Annotated in this window: 13 protein-coding genes; 6 read left to right on the top strand and 7 right to left on the bottom strand. The window is 52.9% G+C overall.

Annotated features, from left to right (window positions below; translation table 11 throughout):
- Positions 1-35 precede the first annotated feature (35 nt).
- Entirely contained in the window at positions 36-560 is a 525-nt protein-coding gene (locus SMB34_RS07640; RefSeq protein WP_240478787.1) for a DUF3576 domain-containing protein, read from the bottom strand.
- A gap of 292 nt (positions 561-852) precedes the next feature.
- Here SMB34_RS07640 and SMB34_RS07635 point away from each other — a divergent pair, with 292 nt between their 5' ends.
- The 3 genes from SMB34_RS07635 to SMB34_RS07625 all read left to right on the top strand — a co-directional run bounded on the left by SMB34_RS07635 (position 853) and on the right by SMB34_RS07625 (position 4,974).
- Positions 853-1,884: a porin gene (locus SMB34_RS07635; protein WP_037988989.1), complete on the top strand. Its 1,032-nt coding sequence runs from the start codon at positions 853-855 to the stop codon at positions 1,882-1,884.
- Between the two features lie 451 nt (positions 1,885-2,335).
- Positions 2,336-3,388, top strand: a complete 1,053-nt coding sequence (locus SMB34_RS07630) for a porin (RefSeq protein WP_037988987.1) — start codon at positions 2,336-2,338, stop codon at positions 3,386-3,388.
- Between the two features lie 530 nt (positions 3,389-3,918).
- Complete coding sequence (locus SMB34_RS07625; RefSeq protein WP_037988986.1) at positions 3,919-4,974, top strand: porin; 1,056 nt, start codon at positions 3,919-3,921, stop codon at positions 4,972-4,974.
- A gap of 76 nt (positions 4,975-5,050) precedes the next feature.
- Here SMB34_RS07625 and SMB34_RS07620 read toward each other — a convergent pair whose 3' ends face one another.
- Both SMB34_RS07620 and SMB34_RS20615 read right to left on the bottom strand, forming a co-directional pair.
- Positions 5,051-6,271 (bottom strand): glycosyltransferase family 9 protein, encoded by a 1,221-nt coding sequence (locus SMB34_RS07620; RefSeq protein WP_037988984.1) that lies wholly within the window; start codon positions 6,269-6,271, stop codon positions 5,051-5,053.
- A 34-nt stretch (positions 6,272-6,305) separates the two neighbouring features.
- Entirely contained in the window at positions 6,306-6,944 is a 639-nt protein-coding gene (locus SMB34_RS20615) for a thiamine phosphate synthase (RefSeq protein WP_051682176.1), read from the bottom strand.
- Between the two features lie 55 nt (positions 6,945-6,999).
- Here SMB34_RS20615 and SMB34_RS07610 point away from each other — a divergent pair, with 55 nt between their 5' ends.
- Positions 7,000-7,695, top strand: a complete 696-nt coding sequence (locus SMB34_RS07610) for a YggS family pyridoxal phosphate-dependent enzyme (protein ID WP_051682175.1) — start codon at positions 7,000-7,002, stop codon at positions 7,693-7,695.
- A gap of 272 nt (positions 7,696-7,967) precedes the next feature.
- Here the strand turns inward: SMB34_RS07610 and SMB34_RS07605 are convergent, their stop codons facing one another.
- Positions 7,968-8,657, bottom strand: coding sequence for a response regulator transcription factor (locus SMB34_RS07605; RefSeq protein WP_007088535.1), 690 nt, complete (start codon positions 8,655-8,657; stop codon positions 7,968-7,970).
- Positions 8,658-8,893: 236 nt separating this feature from the next.
- On the opposite strand from SMB34_RS07605, the gene ribA reads away from it, so the two are divergent.
- Positions 8,894-10,042 (top strand): GTP cyclohydrolase II, encoded by a 1,149-nt coding sequence (ribA, locus tag SMB34_RS07600; protein ID WP_037988982.1) that lies wholly within the window; start codon positions 8,894-8,896, stop codon positions 10,040-10,042.
- Positions 10,043-10,216: 174 nt separating this feature from the next.
- Entirely contained in the window at positions 10,217-11,776 is a 1,560-nt protein-coding gene (locus SMB34_RS20610) for a hypothetical protein (protein WP_051682174.1), read from the top strand.
- An 85-nt stretch (positions 11,777-11,861) separates the two neighbouring features.
- On the opposite strand, the gene trpS is transcribed toward SMB34_RS20610, so the two are convergent.
- From trpS to SMB34_RS07580, 3 genes are all read right to left on the bottom strand, one after another.
- Positions 11,862-12,860 (bottom strand): tryptophan--tRNA ligase, encoded by a 999-nt coding sequence (gene trpS / locus SMB34_RS07590; RefSeq protein WP_007088538.1) that lies wholly within the window; start codon positions 12,858-12,860, stop codon positions 11,862-11,864.
- A 172-nt stretch (positions 12,861-13,032) separates the two neighbouring features.
- The gene (gene murJ, locus SMB34_RS07585) at positions 13,033-14,583 is read right to left on the bottom strand and encodes a murein biosynthesis integral membrane protein MurJ (protein WP_007088539.1); all 1,551 of its coding nucleotides are present in this window, start codon (positions 14,581-14,583) and stop codon (positions 13,033-13,035) included.
- A gap of 546 nt (positions 14,584-15,129) precedes the next feature.
- Entirely contained in the window at positions 15,130-17,883 is a 2,754-nt protein-coding gene (locus SMB34_RS07580; protein ID WP_037988980.1) for a [protein-PII] uridylyltransferase, read from the bottom strand.
- Positions 17,884-17,919: the final 36 nt, after the last annotated feature.

The following is a 17,919-nucleotide window of genomic DNA, read 5'->3' as shown; positions in this document are numbered from 1 at the left end:
TATATAGGTGTGTCTGGCATATCCAAACAGAATGCTTATTGTGCGGTTGCGCTGTCAATGCGCAGTTGACGCGCACGGGTCAGAATCGAGTCTTCCATTGCGGTTATCGTACTTGGTTCAACCACAGCATCCGCCCATTGGTCCGTTCCAACGCGGACCTGCCGGAAGACAGCGACCTTGATTGCGTCGGAGCGAAGGGCGGTACCGAGGATATACCCCGTAATCTTGAAACGCTCGTTTGGTGTTTCCGGCGGGCTGTACCAATCGGTAATGATCACACCGCCAAACGGATCGGCCGAGTTGAGGGGCATGAAGGAGAGCGTATCAAGCGATGCGCGCCACAGGAAGCTGTTCACACCAATACCGGTGCCGCCGCCCTGATTCTTGCTTTCGTCACCACCTAGAAAATTAAAGCCGTCGGGACCAAACAGGGTCCCTTCTTTTTTCTGGTCCGCGATTGTTTGCGAGCGGCCGGTTGTTCCAACACGTTTGTCACCCGGCGCTGAGCCCGGATAACTATCATATTCGGACTGGGTGCCCGCACCACATGCTGCAAGCAGCAAACATATTGCAGCCGGGGCAAAAACTTTAACAAGAGACAATCGCACGGTCTATTCCTTGTCCAAGGCATTAGAATTTCTGTCGGCACTATAGGGCCGACACGGCTTGGAGCAAACAAAAACATGTGTGTCAAATATGCAACTAAGATGCGGGAATGTATCTTTTCGATCACAGTGTTGTTGACGCGCCATAGTTTTACTGGCTCCATTACCCCCGAACCGAACGGCGAAAAGTCGTTCATCTAATTTTTGTAAGCGGTTTTCCGCACTTGCAAAGACGTTGAGGGAAAAGATGAAAAAGATTCTGTTTGCTTCCAGCGCAATCGTCGCTGTTGCTTTCGCAGGCCAGGCTTCGGCTTCTGAGCCGATTAAATTGTCGGTTGGCGGTTATATGGAACAGTGGGCTGGTTTCGCTGACGAAGACAACACCGCAACTGGTGGTCGTAAGAACGCCTTCCAGTCTGACACTGAGGTTTACTTCACCGGTTCGACTACCCTTGATAACGGCATCGAAATCGGCGCACGCATCGAGCTCGAAGGCGAAACCTCGACCGACCAGGTTGACGAACAGTTCTTGTTCGTGAATGGCGGCTTTGGTCGCATCGAAATGGGTAAAAACGATAGCGTTGCTGACTCGATGGGCGTCACCGGCCCGACCGTTGGTCCGGTTAATCCGAATGATGGCGGTACTGAAGATTGGGTTAACCTCGCTAAAGTTATCGATACTGTTCCGTCTTCTGGTGACCAGAACCGCGTTAGCTACTTCACACCGAACTTTGGTGGTTTCCAGGCTGGTGTGTCGTTCGCTGACAACAGCGAGTCCAATGGTCGTGTAAACGTTGTGACTACCGCAGGTTCGCAGAGCATTCTTGGTTCTGACACTTCGGGCAACGGTGACAACATCGTTTCTGGTGCAATTGCTTACTCGAATGATTTCGATGGCTTCTCGCTTGGCCTGTCGGTCGAAGGTGAGAACGAAGACGAAGACAACTGGTACGGCGCTGGCGTTAACGTTGGCTTCGGCAACTTCACCGTAGGTGGTTCCTACGGCCACGTTGATAACGATGGCGAAGAAGACGTTGATGCATTTGATCTCGGCGTAACTTACGCAATGGATGCCGCTTCTATCGGCCTGAGCTATGCTTATCAGGATGATGAAGAAGATAACGTTGAAAACCAGGGCCTTTCCCTTGGTCTGGCTTACACCCTCGGTGCAGGCGTTTCCTGGCAGTCTTCGGTCTTCTGGTTTGACGAAGATGCAGCTGGTTCTGCCTCTGACAATGACGGCTACGGTGTAGTAACCGGTCTGGCACTTTCCTTCTAATCCAATCTGGATTGAATAAAAATGCCCTGAGGGGAGCGAGAAATCGCTCCCTTCTTTTTGTTCTGGAGGGTTGGAAGTGGTTGAGTGCGACAGATTACTATGATGACTTTACCTGTTTGTCATGATTGATCTTCGTTTTACGACCTAGCCCTAAAATCCAGCCTTTTGGTATCGAGCATGCACATAAGTTGATAGTTAGTCATTTATCGATAGGCATATTGATTCTTATACCATTATATTTTGTTTTTTTAGCCTGTGGTCAGAAAATAATGACCAAAAAGTGACGGGATTTGTGATTAAAATATCACACACAATATCATAACTGATTATTGGTCACTTAAAACAATTGACCATAAGTCATTATATCCGTTTTACTCTCGCTTAGTGATCAGCCGACGTGTTGTGTGGAATACGGTGTTGCTGATCGGCTACAGATTATTAAGAGGGTAAGATGAAAAAGATTCTTGTTGCTTCCAGCGCGCTCGTCGCTGTTGCTTTCGCTGGTCAGGCTTCGGCTTCCGAACCGATCAAATTGTCGGTCGGCGGTTACATGGAACAGTGGGCTGGCTTCTCTGACGAAGATACCACTGCTTCCGGTGGTCGTAAAAACGCCTTCCAGTCGGACACCGAAGTTCACTTCAAAGGTTCCACCACGCTTGATAACGGCATTGAAATCGGTGCGGTAATCGAACTCGAAGGCGAAACCTCGACTGACCAGATTGACGAACAGTACCTTTACATCAACGGTGGTTTTGGTCAGTTCAAACTGGGTAAAGACGACAGTGCTGCCGATGACATGGGCATCACTGCACCGGCAGTCGGTCCGGTTGGTGTCAACGATGGTGACATGGACCAGTGGTCGAACGTTTATCTGATCGACACTGTTCGCTCCAGCGGTGACCAGAATCGTGCTACCTATTACACCCCGGTCTTCGGTGGCTTCCGTGCAGGTGTGTCGTTTGCTGATGATAGCGGCAAAAACGGTACTGCGAACGTTTCCACTACCGCTGGTTCGCAGAGCATTCTTAGCTCCGATACTTCGGGCAATGGTGATAACATTGTTTCTGCCGGTCTGGAATTCAATCGTGACTTCGGTGGCGTATCGCTTGGTCTGTCGGCTGTTGGTGAAAACCAGGGCGAAGGCAGCTGGTACGGATTTGGTACCAATGTTGGTTTCGGCAACTTCACCGTTGGTGGTTCTTACGGCCACACCGAAGACGATTATGGTCTGAGCTCGCGTGACACTGCTGGCCAGGATCTGGACGCATTTGACATCGGTGTTTCTTACGCCATGGATGCTGCTGCCGTTTCCCTGACCTACGGTTATGAAGATTTCGGTTCAGGTGACGTTAGCGCAGTCGATCTTGGCCTGCGTTATGCGCTTGGTGCTGGCGTTTCGTGGCGTTCATCGGTCTTCTGGTTCGATCAGGACACCGATGCTGGTGCGAGCCGTTCGGATAACGATGGCTACGGTGTTGTAACCGGTCTGCGTCTCGACTTCTAATTCGGTTCGAATTAGTGCAATTTGAAGGGGGCGGTTTACCGTCCCCTTTTTTTAAAATTCCGCAGCGTAGCAAAACGTTGAGCGGGATTTTTTTTTGGAAAGTGCAGATGTTCCAGTATCGTGATGCGTTATTCAGTAGGGATATCGTTGCTATATCAATCAACTTTTGCTTGTTTTGTGCTTGGACAATAAAAATTCGCGCAGGCAAGGGGTTGCCTGCGCGATGATGTCATCTTTGGTCATGTGTGGGATAGCCAAGTTTTCAGCACTTGTTGCTTCGGCAAGGAGTTAAATGACTAATAGTCATATATGTGAAGGTGATCTAAGTTTCAAGGCCTTTTGAAATAATACGATTTCCCCTGTAAGTGAGAGGTAATTTACCTCTGTGTGCTTATTCTGCCACACGTATGTACAGAAAATATGTTCCGCATTCCACTATAATTGACCGTCGGTCATTTTTGTCGTTTTATAAGTCTGGAGAGTCCGGGCAGGCCAAACACCCGGTGCACACGTAAAATCAAGAGGTTAAGATGAAAAAATTATTGATCGCTTCCAGCGCGCTTGTCGCTGTTGCGTTTGCGGGTCAGGCTCAGGCGTCCGAGCCGATTAAATTGTCGGTTGGTGGCTACATGAACCAATGGGCCGGTTTTGCTGATCAGGAAGTCGGTGATCGCAACAATGCCTTCCAGTCCGACACCGAAATTCATTTCAAGGGTTCCACGACCCTTGATAACGGTATTGAAGTTGGCGCGGTTGTGGAACTGGAAGGTGAAACTTCCAGCGACCAGATTGACGAACAATACCTGTATATAAGCGGCAATTTCGGCCGCATCGAAATGGGCAAAAACGACAGCGCGGCCGACTCGATGCAGATTGTTGCACCCGCGGTCGGTCCTGTTGGTGTTAACGATGGTGACCTCGACATCTGGGTAAACTCTTATCTGATTGACACCACTGTCCCGAATGGTGATCAGAACCGCGTTACGTACTTCACGCCAAGCTTTAGCGGTTTCCGAGCAGGTGTGTCCTTTGCTGATAATAGTGAGAAAAATGGTCGCCTGAATGTAAGCACGACTCCCGGGTCCCAGAGCATCTATGGTTCAGACACCTCTGGCTCTGGCGACAACATCGTTTCCGGTGCTCTTGAATATACCGGTGATTTCAGTGGCATCTCGCTTGACGTTTCCGCGATTGGCGAAAACTGGGGTGAAGGTAACCTTGTTGGTGGCGGTCTGAATGTTGGTTTCGGCAACTTTACCGTTGGCGGTTCCTATTCACATACAGATGATGACTATGGCTTCAGCGAAGGTAGCCGCAATCCGGACGATACCGATCAGTTCGACGTTGGTGTTTCCTATGAAATGGATGCCGCAGCTGTATCTCTGACCTATGGTTATGCCGAATATGGCAATGGCAGCCGTGGTAACGGTACCGGTGAAATCAGCACCGCGGATCTTGGCCTTGCTTACACCCTTGGTGCCGGCGTTGCATGGAAATCCTCGATCTTCTGGTTCGATGACGAAGTCGATGGCGCAGAGGACAATGACGGTTACGGCGTTGTCACCGGTCTGGCACTGACCTTCTAATTCCTGGGAATTAGCGTGATTTGAAAAGGGCGGTTTTCCGCCCTTTTCTTTTTTGTCCAACATCCGTTGTTCCGGCTCAGATCCCGATATCCTGACGCAGAAAAGCTAAAAAGCGGTCTTTCTGTGCGACAAGGTCGGCAACACAGGGAACCGGATTTTCGGTCACAAGCCGTTCGGCCAGTGCTTTGTCAGAATTGACCGGCAGGTTTCCGAGTTCCCACATCGGAAGGCTGAGGCTACCCATGCAGCCGATTTCACCCGATGTGGTTGCGCGCAATTTTGCAAGCCCGCAGGGCGCTTCGCAGAACTCGCCTTTATAACTGCTTTGCCAAGGGTAAAGGTTGTGGTGGCGGCCCTGTAAAACGGTGGCAGAGGCCGAGCTATAGATGCCAATGCCGGGCGTTTGAAACAGCTTGGTGATATGGGCAGGTCCGCTATCGGCCAGCACGACATAATCCTGTTCCCGGATGAAGGGCACGAGATTTCCGATGGTTTTGAAACCGTCAACGACGCGGATATTCGGCGTGTCGAACGACCCGATCGTGTCCTTGTATTTCTTCATTACCCCCTGATAGGCGTTGAGGATCAGAGTGGTTTCAAATCCGGCTTGTGCAAGGAGTTCCGTGGTTTCGTGCACTAGTTCCGGGGGAAGGGTGCGAAGGGGGGATGAGGCCATTGGCAGGATGCCAATTTTCATACCCGATGCCAGTTTCGGTGCGCGTTCGGATGCAAGCGGGATCGGCGGAATTCTGAATGCCTCGCAAAGTGCCTCTTCCGGGTTAACCGGCATGGTCGCGATATCTTTCCAGCCTTCCATCTCGCTGAAATCGATCAGATAGTCGAATGTTTTGAGGCGTTTGGCGGAGATGAAAAGCTGAAAGATCGTGATATCGGGGATGGTGGCGAATATGTCAGACGCCGTACCGCTATTGAGCACAGCGATTTTCGCGCCGGGATATTTTGTTGCAAAGGCACGTAGAAACAGAACCATGCCGACACAATCGCCAATCGCATCGTCCGGGATCAAAAACAGGACCCGTTTCCGGTCAAAATCGGTATCGGCCCATGCATCGCGGGCAAGCACATCAGGTTGAACGCTATCTGATATGATTTTTACTGATGGCGCATTGGCAAGAATTTGCTGGCGCAAAAGCGATGAGGTGCGTGTCAGATAGGCCGGGCTATTATCCGATGCCTGCACGAGGTCCGGGCTGACATTGGGCAGGCCGAACTGAAACGGCTGTTTTGATGCAAACCGGGTAAATTTCTTACGGGCGGGATGGTGATGTGCAGGCATTTTCGGGCGATCTCCGGTCACCTTTTGCTCGGTGTTATGTGGCAGAGAACCCGATCCCGGCCAAAGATGCAACGCCCGATCCCCTTAACAGGGCGACATTGTCGGGTTTTATGCCGCCAAGGGCAACGGGGATAAGGCCAAGACTGAGGCAAAAAGCAGTTCTTTGAAGGAATATCGAAAACGTCATGCCCGGTTGACCGGGATGGCTTTGGGTGGCAAAAACCGGCGAGATCAGAACACCATCGGGACGTTGATCGGGTGCGAGAAGTGCCAGCTTGCGCAGCGTTTGCAAGCTGTGGCAGGCGGATGTCACAAACATGTCGTGTGGTATTTGCCGATAGATATGCGGTCTTTTCTCGATGTGGTATTCCGGCAAATGAATACCATCGGCATCTAGGCGCAAGGCCAGTGCAAGATCATCGGCAATCAGGCAAAGGTGACCATATTTGCGACAGGTTCGCCGAACGATGTAGGCAAGGTGTGCACGGTCCTTAGGGTTGAGTCCGTAGTGTCGGAAAATTACCATGCTTCTGCGCGGCAGACCGATGATTGCCGGGATCGGATCGGGCATCCGTTTGTCGTCGGTCATCAATATGATCGGCGGGATTGGGCAATCAGGACCGCCATTGCGCAAATTGAGTTGGCGTGCCTGCTTTGCCAGTGTGGCATCCATTGATAGTATCCCGATTCTGTTTCACCGATTCCTGTACCGATTTGGGCCATCATCCATGAGCGATCAGCATCTGTCATCCGGCAATCCCGACATCGCGGCCAATCTTGCCGAGATCCAGCAAAATATCGATAAAGCCTGTACAGCGGTTGGTCGCGCACCCAGCGATGTCACCCTGATCTGTGTCAGCAAGAACCACGATGCCGATCATGTGCGACCCGCTCTTGTCGACGGGCGGCGGGTGTTTGGTGAAAACCGGGTACAGGAAGCAGCAGGGAAATGGCCGGGCCTGAGGGATGAATTCCCTGATATCGAACTGCATCTGATCGGGCCGCTTCAGACCAATAAGCTAAAAGATGCGGTTGCGTTATTTGATGTGATCGAAACCGTTGATCGGCCAAAACTTGCCAATGCGCTGGCAAAGCATCGCGATACGACCGGCGAATGCCCTGATCTTTATATCCAGATCAATATCGGAGAAGAACCGCAGAAAGCCGGAATAGCCCCGGCCGATGCCGATGATTTTATTATCGATTGCATCGAACGCCTGAAATTGCCGATCAAGGGATTGATGTGCATCCCGCCGGTGGATGAGGAACCGGCACTGCATTTTGCCCTGTTAGGCAAAATTGCCGACCGTCATGGTTTGGCCATTCGAAGCATGGGCATGAGTGGCGATTACGAAGCAGCAATCCGGCTTGGCGCGACCCATATCCGTGTCGGGACAGCAGTTTTCGGCTCACGGGGCTATTAAATCGCCAGATGAAGCCTTTTAAAGACGGCTGAAACCCTGTTTTTATTGTTTTCGACGCAAATCTGATGCTGTAAACGCCGATTTTTCTATCTTTAAGGTGTGATTTCGGTCAACTGCCCGAATTTGGCAGAAAATGTGGATAACTGGCCCGGACGTATAAGACGCGTTCAAAGCCGTTTTGTGACGAAAAAAATCAAAAATCCCGCCAAGTGAATTTAGCCCGGCGGGATTTTTGCAAATTATTTGTATTTCTGCGGTTTGTCTGGGTCTGGTTATGGAACGAGCTTGTAGCCGCCAGGCTCGGTGACCAGGATCGTCGCGTTTGACGGGTCCTTTTCGATTTTCTGGCGCAGGCGATAAACGTGGGTTTCCAGCGTGTGGGTGGTGACCCCGGCGTTATAGCCCCAGACCTCGTCAAGCAGGGTTTCGCGTGTGACCGGTTTGTCGCCCGCCCGGAACAGGAATTTAAGGATCGAGGTTTCCTTCTCCGTCAGACGGACTTTTTTCTCGGTCGTGGTTTCGATCAGAAGCTTGGCACTGGGTTGGAAGCTGTAGGGGCCGATGACGAAAACCGCATCCTCGCTTTGTTCATGCTGGCGAATATGGGCACGAATACGCGCCAGCAGCACGTTCAGGCGGAACGGCTTGGTGACATAGTCGTTGGCACCCGATTCCAAGCCAAGGATCGTATCAGAATCGCTGTCGGCACCGGTCAGCATGATGATCGGGGATTTGACCCCGGCGCGCCGCATCAGTTTGCAGACATCACGACCATCCATATCGGGCAGGCCGACATCAAGAAGGATAATGTCGTAGTAATTTTCTTTGGCGACTTCGAGGGCGTTTTGGCCACTATTGGCGACGACACATTCGAATTCCTCATGAAGCCGGAGCTGCTCGGTGAGAGACTGGCTAAGTGCCGCGTCATCTTCGACCACCAGAACCTGTTTACCTGTCGACATTCGCCATCCCTTGCTGCTTGCTAAATCCCGCCTATATTCTGGGCCTGCCGAGGGTTCTTTTTGTGGCATTGTTCTCGTAGGCCCGCCATATACTTAGGATTAGAGTCTCATACTGCGTTTTGAAGAACAAACTGTTTTCGCTTTAGCCCATTGACGTGCACCTTATCCAGCCCCATACCGACCGGATCGCGATGTTGTGATCATCCGTGTATGACCCAGAAGAAACAAAGACTGCAATGACCCAATCTGCTGCCGTGCCATCAAAAGCCAATGTTTCCGCGACCGATCTGGTGACCGTATCGCGTGCTGTTGCCGATTTGCGGCGCGGTGAAATCGTTCTGGTCCAGGGACAGGCAAATGGCATTGCCCATTGTGTGGCGGTGATTGCTGCCGAACCGCTTTCCGACCACGGATTGGCGCGCCTTCATGACATTGCTGGCAAAAGCGGAAATACCGCGATTGTTTTGCCGCGCGTGCGGGCCAGATCGCTCGGCAAGACCTGTAAAAACGATCATTTCATTGCTTTTGTCAGCGCCAAAAAATCCGCTGTTGATGCGAAAGCGTTGGCCGAGATAGCCAATCCGTTGCTGGATCTTGAAAGCATGCCAGCTGGCGCGTGGCGTCCGGTCAATATGGCCGAAAGTGCGGCCATTCGCCTTGCGAAGCTGGCTCGGTTGCTACCGGCGGTGGTGACAGCACCGGTTGACCCCGAACAGCTTGAAATGCTGTCAAAGGCGCAGAACCTTCTGGTGCTTCAGTCCGAGAGCATCAATGGATACGAAGACGCATCGGCCGCAACCCTGCGCCAAGTCAGCGAAGCGCGCGTTCCGTTGGAAAATGCCGAGAACGCAACGGTTATCGCGTTTCGTCCGGAAGATGGTGGTCAGGAACATCTGGCGATTGTGATTGATGAGCCGGCAAAAGATCAGCCGGTTTTGATCCGGCTGCATTCAGAATGCTTTACCGGCGATTTGATCGGGTCGCTGAGATGTGATTGCGGACCGCAATTGCGTGGAGCGATTGCCGAAATTGCGAAAAGCGGGCAGGGCGGAATTATTCTTTACCTGCGACAGGAAGGGCGCGGTATCGGGCTTGTGAACAAATTGCGCGCCTATGCATTGCAGGACCGCGGTTTTGATACGCTGGATGCCAACGAGGAACTTGGTTTTGATGCTGATGAACGGGTTTATCGGCCAGCTGCCGAAATGCTGCGTCAGATGGGGTTTGAAACTGTCCGGCTCCTGACCAATAATCCCGAAAAGCTTACCGGGCTTGAAAGCTGGGGCGTGACGGTTGCCGAACGTGTGCCGCACAAGTTTCCGTCCAATGGTCATAACGAATTTTATCTTCAGACCAAAAAGGACCGCGCCGGCCACCTGTTTTGAGTCGCGCATAACGGAATCCGCCTGATTATGACTGCCTGATGCTACCCGGCAGAAGATTCCGACAGGCAGTTCTGCGTCAAATTCTCTTTCAATAAATTCCCTTAAAATCAATACCTTAACCAGAAACAAAACTGGCACTCCTTTTGCAAAATAGTTGGCAAGAGGAGGACTGATATGTCGATTGGTGCAGATTGGCGGCAAATATCGCCCGGTAACGGGGCAAGCATCGCAAACGGAGCGGCAGGCAGCGGGTCTGCTGGATCGGGTGCGGCCGAGCAGCTTGTTGATGGTGTCGAAGAAGGCCGCAGCTTTTCCGAATATATGTTCGGAAAGGACGGCTTTGAATTCACCGATTTCCTCGATGTGATCAATCCTTTGCAGCATATCCCCGGCGTGGGCATGGTTTACCGCAGCATCACAGGCGACGAGCTTGGCAATGGTGCGCGCGTTGTTGGTGGCGGTCTGTTTGGCGGTATCTTTGGTCTGGCCGGTGCGGCGGTTGATGCGGTTGTCGATCTGGCGACCGGTGAAGATACCGGTGCGCATATCATGGCGATGTTTGAAGGTGACGAGGCCCCGGCAGATCAGCCGATGATGGCCGATGCATCGCTCGAAGGTGGCCCAACTGGCGGGGCAAGCGATCTTGTCCTGCCGTGGATGGTTGGTGACAGGTCAATGGCCGGCGAGGACGGTTTACCGGTCGATCCCGCCGAACAAGCAACGATTACCGATGCTGCCCCGGTGGCCGGTGTTGAGACACTGGCGATGAACGAACAGCAGGGTACTGAGACCCAAACAGGTACCACGGCATACAATGCGGCTGATCTGGTGACGCCTTGGGGCGGGGCGGTTAGCAATGCCAATGCCGCAGCTGCCTATGGAGCTGTTAAACCAGTCGCAAGTCCGGCTGTCTCTAATGCTCAAACCCTGACGCAATCAATTGCCCGACAGCAGGTCGCACCGTCGGCAGCTTCAATGTCAGCAGGCGATGATCCCGCAATACAGACCGCCCAGCGTCTTTTGGCCAAGGCAGGGGATGATGTGGCCGGAACCAATATCGACGCGCAGGATGCCGATCCGGCCGAACTGGCCGTAGCAATTGCACGTGCCGGGCAGAGTGATATTGCATCAAACATGACCATGCGCAACGCAGAGGACAGCCGCAATGGGCATCAGGGCATGATACAGCGCGCATCCTTTAGTACCGAAAATGGTGATACGGTCTGGGCACGAGCGCAAAGTTCCGGGCGGTTAAGCCGTGGAACATCGCAATTTGGCGTTGCGCCCGAAATTGCTGCCCGGGAGGCAAAATATGCCAAGATCAAGCAGGGTGACGTAACCAAACCGGCAAATTCACAAGAAGCAGGTTCGGGGCAGCAGGGCCCCTTGAGTGCTGCGGAAATGGCCGCACGGTTTAACGCAGCCCTTGGCCGTGATCGGGCGCAAACCATGGCAAATAATGCCGTTGCATCGACCAATGCGGTGGCACAGGACAAGCCGGCATCAGGTCAGCAGATTCAGCGCGATGATAGGGCAAATTTGGAGCGCGACATAGCGCGCAATGAAAGCGCAGACAGTGCCGAAATGGTCCATCCATTGATGGAAAAAGCACAAAGCCACAGCAATAGTGACGCCCCGGTCGGAGTCTGGTTCAGTCAGACCATGATGGACGGGCTTAAGAAATACCAGGCAATGCAGGAAGGTCGCCAGCAGCCCGCGGATAATTCAATCTGATTACCCGATCATAAAGTATCAAAAAAACCCGACAATCGTTTGATGTCGGGTTTTGTTTTGATTTGGTAACGAATCCTTGGCGATTTTAGCGATTAAGGAAACCGACGATTTCCTTGACCTCTTTGAGGATCGGCTGGGCAATGGCATCCGCACGTTCTGCACCCTTTGCCAGAACTGCGTCGATATAGGTATTGTCGGCTTTAAGACGTGCCATTTCTTCGGTGATTGGTGCCAGTTTTTCGACAACAACATCGGTCAGCGCCTGTTTGAAGCCCGAGAACTGGGTTCCACCATGTTCTGCCAGAACGTCAGCAACATTTGCATCGGTCAGTGCGGCATAGATGGTGATCAGGTTTTTGGCCTCGGGGCGGCCTTCGAGACCCGCAGCCTCGCTTGGCAGCGGTTCCGGATCGGTTTTGGCCTTGCGGATTTTCTTTGCCAGCGTGTCGGCATCGTCGGTCATGTTGATGCGCGACATATCCGATGCATCGGATTTCGACATCTTTTTCGAACCGTCACGTAGTGACATCACGCGCGTTGCCGGACCAAGAATCAGCGGATCTGGCTGTGGGAAAAACTCGACGCCAAAATCGTTGTTGAATTTGATCGCAATGTCGCGGGTCAGTTCAAGATGCTGCTTCTGGTCTTCGCCGACCGGCACATGGGTCGCCTTGTAGGCCAGAATGTCGGCGGCCATCAGGCTGGGATAGGCATATAGACCAAGTGATGCGTTTTCACGATTCTTGCCAGCTTTTTCCTTGAACTGGGTCATCCGGTTCAGCCAGCCGATGCGCGCGACACAGTTGAAAATCCAGGCCAGTTCGGCATGTGCCGAAACCTGACTTTGGTTGAACAGGACATGTTTTTCCGGATCGATGCCAGATGCAATCATGCTGGCAGCAAGTTCGCGGATGTTGGAACGCAGTTCATTGGGCTCTTGCCAGACGGTTATGGCATGCAGATCAACGACGCAGAAGATGCATTCGAAGTCTTTCTGCAGCGCGACCCAGTTGCGGATCGCACCAAGATAGTTGCCAAGATGAAGGTTACCGGTGGGCTGAGCACCCGAAAAAACACGTTCCATAACGATGTCGTCCATTTCCAAAAATGTGTTGATTGATCTGCATGCTCCGCCAGGTTTTGGACACCCGCCGGCGGACGAGCCTGCAAATCTTCGGGCGGGAGTTAAGCCGCCGGACCGGATTTGGTCAAGCGGCTTGTCCCGAAATGACGGAAATAAGCCGCAATAGTCGTCTTCAGGCAGTGTTGCCGCGTTTAAGAGTTGCTTTCAGTTCCGAGAAACTGGTCGCGCCCGAAAGCTGTGCGGTGACGGCGTAAATCAGCAACCCGCCACTGACCAGCCCGGCCATGGTGATGACGCGCGTGATTGAAAGGGCGTCATTTTGCCACAGCCAGTCGATGGCAAACCACAGGGCAAGCCCCATCAGAACCGATGACAGCAAGATGCGTGGTACCCGGCGTTTAAGCCGGTCGTCAAAGGCCAGATCACCGCGTTTGTGCAGAATCCAGCCAAGCGCGCCTGCATTGATCCAGACCGAGGTCGAGGTTGCTGCCGCAATGCCAAGATGGCCGAAGGTCGGCATCAGGGCGATGATCAGAACGATATTGATCACCATGGCGGAAATGCCGATGCGGATGGGCGTTTTGGTATCTTCGCGCGCAAAGAATCCCGGCGCGAGAACCTTGACCAGAACCGACGCGGGCAAGCCAAAGGCAAAAATGGTCAGTGCCATGCCAGTCATCAGTGTTTCGCTGGCACCAAAGGCACCGCGTTCAAACAGGACATTGATGATCGGAATACCCATTACGCCAAGCGCAACCGCGGAAGGCAGGGTCAGCAGCAATGCGATTTCGATGCCGCGATTCTGGCTATACATCGCGGTTTTGGCATCCGCGCCCTGAAGCTGGCGTGACAGGGTCGGCAGCAGGGCGGTGCCAATCGCGATACCGATGACGCCCAGCGGTAATTGATGGACGCGGTCGGCATAGTAAAGCCAGGATACGGCACCATCCGAAACAAGGGATGCCAGCATGGTATCGATCAGCAGGTTCAACTGATAGACGCCCGCACCGATCATGCCCGGGATCATGCGTTTGCCCAGCAACTTTATCCGGTCATCAATTTTGGGCAATTGCCATTTTATGACAAAACCGGCGCGTTTGCAGGCAATCACCAGACAAACGAACTGCGCGATACCGGCAATCGCAACCCCCCATGCCAGGGCATGGGCCGGGGTTTCGGTCATCGGTGTCAGTCCCAGAAGGGCAGCGATCAGACAGATATTGAGGATGATGGGCGCACCCGCTGCCGCGGCATAGCGGTGCAGGGTGTTAAGCACACCCGACATCAGGGCAACAGCCGAAATGAAGGCGAGATAGGGGAAGGTAATACGCGACAGTTCGACGGCAAGGGCGAATTTTTCCGGGTCTTCGGCAAACCCCGGTGCAAAGACATGCATTGCCCAAGGCATGGTGATTTCGATGATCGCGACCAGAAAACCGGTAATCAGGATCAGCATCGACATGGCGCGTGCGGCAAATTCACGCGCGACATCAAGGCCGCGTTTTTCGATATCACCGGCTAGCAAAGGTACAAAGGCGGCGTTAAACGCGCCTTCGCCAAACAGGCGGCGGAACAGGTTGGGAAATTTGAAGGCGACGAAAAAGGCATCGGCCATGCCACCGGCACCTAGCATCCCGGCAATCATGATGTCGCGGGCAAAACCCAGAAGACGCGAGATCAGGGTAAAACCACTGACCGTGGCAATGGAACGTACGAGCGACATTCGCGATCAAATCCGAAAAAGTTATGAACCAGAATATATTTTTAACCGTGGCAAAGAGCCCCACCGGGTTCGATAGTTATGAAATCTGCCAGTCGAAGGTGAATAACTCGTAATGACGGCGGATTAGCGGTGAGAGAGCCGCGATAATTTTTGCCTAAATGGGCACACAAACATTGAACTTTTGTGAAATGGGCTGTGGTTTTGTAAAAAATGCACGGGGTTGTGACAACCGTCACAGAAAATATGCTGCAATACTCATACATTGCAACTCGCTGAGGATTCGTTGGGACGCGAGCCTCGCTATTCTGACCGGACGAGGGATAAAGGCGCTCCACCTCAACCTGCTGCACTCCGAGGAATATGATGTTACGGGACAACAGGCCATAACATCAGGTTTCAGGACCGACCAGCCCTCGTCCGTTCAAACTTCCGATACAAATCAAAATTCGATCATGGTGCTTGCACCATTGAACACGGATCCCTGCCGGGGCGATTTGGCGTTTGGCCAATCGCAGGGGCGGGGATTTTGTGTTTTCGGGTCGGTGTTCAGCCGTTTTCCAAGGTTTGGGTTAGGGTTTCCTTGACCTGCAGGAATTTGGTGCGGCTATCAATTTTCAGACCAAACACGTCCTTGACGTAGAAAACGTCGACTGCGCGTTCGCCAAAGGTCGAAATACGCGCCGATGCGATTTGCAGCGAAAGATCACGTAACGTGCGTGTGACGTCGTAAAGCAGACCCTGCCGGTCGCGCGCGGTAATTTCAATGACCGTGTGGGTGCGGCTGGCCTTGTTGTCGATGATGACGTTTGGTTCAACCTTGAACACGGCGGTACGGTGTTTGTTATCCTTGATCTGGCGACGTTCGATTTCCTGACTCGGTCGCAGACGGCCTGAAATCACCTGTTCAAGCGTTTTGCGTAATTTATCAAGCTTGGATTTGTCGTTGAAGGCCTCGCCATTGGTATCCTGGATAAAGAAGGTATCAAGTGCCATGCCGTCGGCAAGGGTCAGGATTTTGGCATCGACGACATTGGCGCCACACAGCGCCATCGATCCGGCAATCTGGGAAAACAGCCCGGGATGATCGGTGGTGTGGACAATGATTTCGGTGGCATCGATATCGGTTTCGATTCGCATATCGATCGTGATGTCCGCACCGCTTGCCTTGGCATCACGGGTCAAATGGGCATGACGGACATGGGTTTCGGTGTCAAAACTGAGCCAATAGGACGGATAACCGCGATCAATGAAGTCCTCGACATCCTGTTCTGGCCAGTTGGAACCGGATGCGGCAAGGGCGTCGCGCAATTTCTGCTGGGCACGGGCGACACGCGAATCGCGACTGTCGGCATTCAGGCCGCCCGAAAGCAAGTCATCGGTGGCATAGAACAGTTCGCGCAGAAGGGTCGCTTTCCAGCCGTTCCAGACATTCGGGCCAACAGCGCGAATATCGGCGACCGTCAGACACAGCAGCAAACGCAGTCTTTCCTGTGACTGGACCAGATCGGCAAAGGCGCGAATCGTCGTCGGGTCATTCAGGTCACGTTTGAATGCCGTCAGGCTCATCCACAGATGGGCTTTGACCAGCCAGGCGACGGTTTCGGTATCGGCAGGCGACAGGCCCAGACGCGGACAAAGCTTTTCGGCGACTTCGGCGCCGAGTTCCGAATGATCACCGCCTCGGCCCTTGGCGATATCATGAAGCAATACCGCGACATAAAGCACGCGACGCGAAATCACCTTTTCCATGATACGGGTGGCGACCGGGGCTTCTTCTGCCAGTTCGCCGCGTTCGATCTGGTTCAATATGCCGATCGCGCGGATGGTGTGCTCGTCCACGGTATAGGTGTGGTACATGTCATATTGCATCTGGGCAACGACACGACCGAAATCCGGTATGAAACGGCCAAGCAGCCCGGCTTCGTTCATTTTGCGAAGCGGGATATCGGGGGTATCGCGGTGTGTCAGGATCTCAAGAAAGACCTCGTTCGCGGCCGGATCCTTTTGCAACTTGTGATCGACCAGTTTCAGACTTTGTGTTACCCAGCGCAGCGTTTCGGGATGAATGCCGACCCCGTTCTGATGGGCGACAAGGAATAGGCGTAATATCTGTATCGGGTCACTTTGAAGGGTTTCGAGGCTGTCGACGGTCAGGCGATCATTGCGCAACTGGAAACCGTCGATTTCCTTGCTACCGAAAAAACGTGCCGGGAAGCGGATTAGCGGTTTGCGTTGATGGCGTTCTTCAAGGGCGGCACAGAAGATGCGGGTCAGGTTGCCGACATGTTTCACCATCAGATAATAGTGTTTCATGAAGCGTTCGACACCTGATGCGCCTGCATGGTCGGTATAGCCAAGCTTATCGGCAATATCGCGCTGCATATCAAATGTCAGGCGGTCTTCTTCGCGTCCGGTCAGGTAATGCAGCCAGCAGCGCACCGACCACAGGAAGTTTTGTGCTTTCAGAAAGCCTTGTGCTTCCTTGCGGGTCAGGACTTTGAGGTCGACCAGTTCAAGCGGGTTGCTGACACGGTAAAGATATTTGCCGATCCAGAACAGGGTATGAAGATCGCGAAGGCCGCCTTTGCCGTCCTTGACGTTGGGTTCAACCACATAGCGGGAATCACCCATGCGAATGTGGCGTTCATCGCGTTCGTTCAGCTTGCCTTCGATGAATTCAAGCCCCGTGCCCTTGACCAGTTCTTCCATGAAACGGGTGCGGAAGGCTTTATAGACTTCTTCATCCGCCCATACGAACCGGCTTTCAAGCAGGTTGGTGCGAATTGTGATGTCCTGTTTGCCCATGCGCAGGCAGTCATCAATCGAACGGGTGGCATGTCCGACCTTCAGCCCTAAATCCCAGAGCATATAAAGGATGTATTCGACAACCTGTTCGCCATGCGCGGTTTGTTTGTAGGGGAACAGAAACAGGATATCGACATCAGATTGCGGCGCCATATCGCCGCGACCGTAACCGCCGACCGCGACAACCGCCATGCGTTGCTCATTGGTTGGATTATGCAGCGGATAGACGAATTTCAGGGCGAAATCATGGATCAGACGTACAATCTGATCGATCAGGAAACTGTTGGAAAAGACCGCGTCCTGCCCGGAATTGGTTTCTTCGAAACGGGCACGGATGACCTTGCGGCCATCTTCCAGAACGGCTTTGAGGTGTCTAAGGATTTCCGCACGCTGTTTGAAGGATGTCAGATCCGCATTGGCAGCGATGGTTTCAAGCTCGGCAAAGATTTTGCGGCGGTCGATGATTTCGCGCTGTTTCTTGATTCTATACGTCACTTGAAGTGGTTTCCTCGGTCGGGTCTGGCATGAACG

The sequence above is a fragment of the Thalassospira permensis NBRC 106175 genome (genome assembly GCF_000714555.1).
Taxonomy (GTDB): Bacteria; Pseudomonadota; Alphaproteobacteria; order Rhodospirillales; family Thalassospiraceae; genus Thalassospira; species Thalassospira xiamenensis.
This window is presented reverse-complemented; position numbering and strand designations above follow the sequence as displayed.